Origin of the sequence: Mesorhizobium sp. (assembly GCF_005063415.1) — a bacterium.
In the GTDB taxonomy this organism is placed as follows: domain Bacteria; phylum Pseudomonadota; class Alphaproteobacteria; order Rhizobiales; family Rhizobiaceae; genus Mesorhizobium.
Map to the genome: position 1 here is coordinate 6,376 of NZ_SUEG01000018.1, position 2,972 is coordinate 9,347.

General features: G+C 64.6%; 3 protein-coding genes. 1 reads left to right on the plus strand and 2 read right to left on the minus strand.

Annotated elements, in window-relative coordinates; all coding sequences use genetic code 11:
- Both E5W70_RS07570 and E5W70_RS07575 read right to left on the minus strand, forming a co-directional pair.
- On the minus strand, nt 1–473 hold a 473-nt coding region (locus E5W70_RS07570; protein WP_292655995.1), incomplete at its 3' end, for an NAD(P)-binding protein.
- 155 nt (nt 474–628) lie between these two features.
- A complete protein-coding gene (locus E5W70_RS07575; RefSeq protein ID WP_292655997.1) occupies nt 629–1,420 on the minus strand; it encodes a cyclase family protein in 792 nt (263 codons plus the stop codon).
- A gap of 117 nt (nt 1,421–1,537) precedes the next feature.
- Between E5W70_RS07575 and E5W70_RS07580 the strand changes: the two genes are divergently transcribed.
- Nucleotides 1,538–2,972, plus strand: a 1,435-nt coding sequence (locus E5W70_RS07580) for an NAD(P)/FAD-dependent oxidoreductase (protein ID WP_292656000.1), incomplete at its 3' end; no start/stop codon positions are given.

The window sequence follows — 2,972 nt, forward strand, 5'->3', positions numbered from 1 at the left end:
CCCGCCAGCAGTCGGGCCGTTGGGTAGGACCACAGGTTGCCACCGAGCAGCCCGAACAGCGGACCGGCGTTGCGCTCGATCTCGCCGACATCGCTGCCGTGCCGGTCGCCGTCACCCGCGGCGATTGCATTGATCGCCGCTACATTGGCGGTACGGTCGGTGCGCAGGACGGCATGGCTGCCGTCCGGGCGCAGCACGCCGGTCGGCGTGGAGGTGTTGCAAAACTCCAGGCCGTGCCGCGCCAGATCCTTGCCCAGCGCGGCATAGGCCGGCGAGGTGATGAACAGGACGAAGGTCGTCGCCATCACGTCGTGGATGAAGCCGGGCGCGGTGATCTCCTCCGTGCGCATGCAGCCGCCGATGCGGTCGTTGCGCTCGAGCACCAGCACCTTCGCCCCCTTGCCGCCAAGCATCGCCGCGCAAACCAGCGCGTTGATGCCGCTGCCGACGATGATGTGATCGATATCGCTCATCGATGCGTGCTCTCCGTCCTCGGGAGCTGAGTTTCAATCGCGCACGGTCGCGTTCCTTCGCGCCGTAGAGCGGCAGCTTCGCAAGGCTGCCGCTCCCACTCCGTTACCACAGTGCCACTTCCGCACATGATCTTCTCCCGAAGACCGCAGCTACCCTATTGCCTTGGCACCAACGCCAGTGCGCGGATCGGACTGCCGGTGCCGTGCTCGATCTTGAGCGGTGCGGCGATCAGGATCGCGCCTTTCGGCGGCAGCCGGTCGAGGTTGCAGAGGCTGGCGAGGCCGTAGCGGTTGGCCTTGTGCATCAGGCTGTGCGCCGGGAATGGCGGCTCCATGCCGCCGGCCTTGCCGGCATCGGTGCCGATCGTCTCGCTGCCCCAGCCCTTGATGTCCTTGCCGATCAGATACTGGATGGCTTCCGCGGTCGGGCCGGGCGTGTGCGGGCCGGTCTCATTGGCGTTGAGGAACTCGGCTTCCGAGCCGTTGCGCTTGTACCAGTCGGTGCGCATCACCACCCACTCGCCCGCGTTGATAGCGCCATGTTCGGCTTCCCATGCCTTGATGTGATCGACGGTGAGCAGGAAATCGTGATCGGCTGCCGCTTGCTTCGAACAGTCGATGACGTTGACCGGGCCGACGAAGTTCTGCGCCGGAATGGTGTCGGTAGCGCCGTCCGGATAATCCTTGCCGGTAATCCAGTGGTTGGGCGCGTCGAAATGCGTGCCCGAATGCTCGCCGAGCTTGAGCCAGTTCCACGCCCACCACGGGCCATTCTTGTCATAGGCGGAGATGGCGTGGATCTCGATCTTCGGCGTGTCCACCGCGAGTTCCGGCGGCAGCTTGATCAGCGGCGTGTCTGGCCCGAGCGGCGCCGTCAGGTCGACCACCTGGATGGCGCCGGAAAGCAGCTGGCCGGCGACTTCGCCGAGGAGTTGTTGTGTGTCCATGGTCTCTGTTCCCTCTTTCTCGATGGTGCTGAAGGCTCTCGCGGCCCTTAATATCCTACTAGACGAAAACATATGCATCTGCAATTATCTTTAAGCATAAAGGAAATGGGACGGGGCGTGAGCGAGTTCGACGCCATATTTGTCGGGGCAGGCCACAACAGTCTGGCATGCGCCGCGCATCTGGCGCTCAAAGGCTGGAAAACAGCGGTTTTCGAACGCAATCCAACGATCGGCGGCGCCGTCCAGACGCGCGAATTCACGCTTCCGGGCTTCCGGCACGATTTCGGCGCAATGAATCTGGGCCTGTTCGCCGGCTCGGCCTTTCACAAGAAATATGCAAATGAATTGAAAACCCACGGGCTGGAATTCGTGCCGGTGTCCGACTGTTTTGCCAGCGCCTTCCCCGACGGTCGCTGGTTCGGCGTCAGCAGCGACCTGGAGAAGACCACTGGACGGATAGCCGCTTTTTCCGAGGCCGACGCACAGACATGGCGTGGTCTGGTTGCGGCATTCCCGACGCAAGCCGAGCATCTGTTCCGGCTGCTGGGCTCGCCGATGAGCGGCCGAGCACTCGCCGGCACCGCCTGGAACCTGTGGCGCAAGAAGGGTTTTGCTGGCGCGCTCGATACCGGGCGGTTGCTGCTTTCCTCACCCCGCGCGTGGCTCGAGGAGACTTTCCAGTCGCCGCATCTCAGGGCGACGCTCGCCACCTGGGGCATGCATCTCGACTTCGCCCCCGACATCGCCGGCGGCGCGGTGTTTCCTTACCTCGAATCCATGGCCAACCAGTGCTTCGGCATGGTGCTCGGCAGAGGCGGCGCCGACACCATCATCCGCGCTTTGTCGGGCATGCTCACGGCCACCGGCGGCAAGATCGTCACCGAGGCTGATGTCGCCGAGATCACGGTTTCCGCCGGCAAGGCGACCGGCGTACGGCTCGCTTCCGGCGAGACCCACACCGCCACCAGGGCCGTCATCGCCGGTATCGCACCGAAGGCGCTGACCGGGAAACTTTTGCGTAATGGATCGGGCGATGCCGGCTTCGACACGGCCATGAAAAACTTTCGCCATGCGCCGGGGACGTTGATGATCCATTTGGCGCTCGACGATCTGCCGGACTGGCGCGCCGGTGCCGAGCTTCGGCAGTTCGCCTATGTGCATCTGTCGCCGTCGCTCGATGCCATGTCGCGGACCTATCAACAGGCGATGTCCGGCATGCTGCCGGATGAACCGGTGCTGGTCGTCGGTCAGCCGACCGCGGTCGATCCCTCGCGTGCGCCGGACGGCAAGCACGTGCTGTGGGTGCAGGTGCGCATGCTGCCGGCCGAGATTGTGGGCGATGCGGCGGGCACGATCGCGGCGGCTCACTGGGACGAGGCTAGGGAGCACTACGCCGAGCGCGTCCTCGACATTATCGAGCGCTATGCGCCCGGCCTTCGCCGGAAGATCCTCGGCCGCGCCGTGTTCTCGCCCATCGACCTCGAACGCGAGAACCCGAACCTCGTCGGCGGCGACCAGATCTGCGGCAGCCATCATCTGGCGCAGAATTTCC

Coding starts and splice junctions, on each gene's coding strand:
- E5W70_RS07575 (WP_292655997.1), bottom strand. CDS start 1,420: ATGGACACACAACAACTCCTCGGCGAAGTCGCCGGCCAGCTGCTTTCC.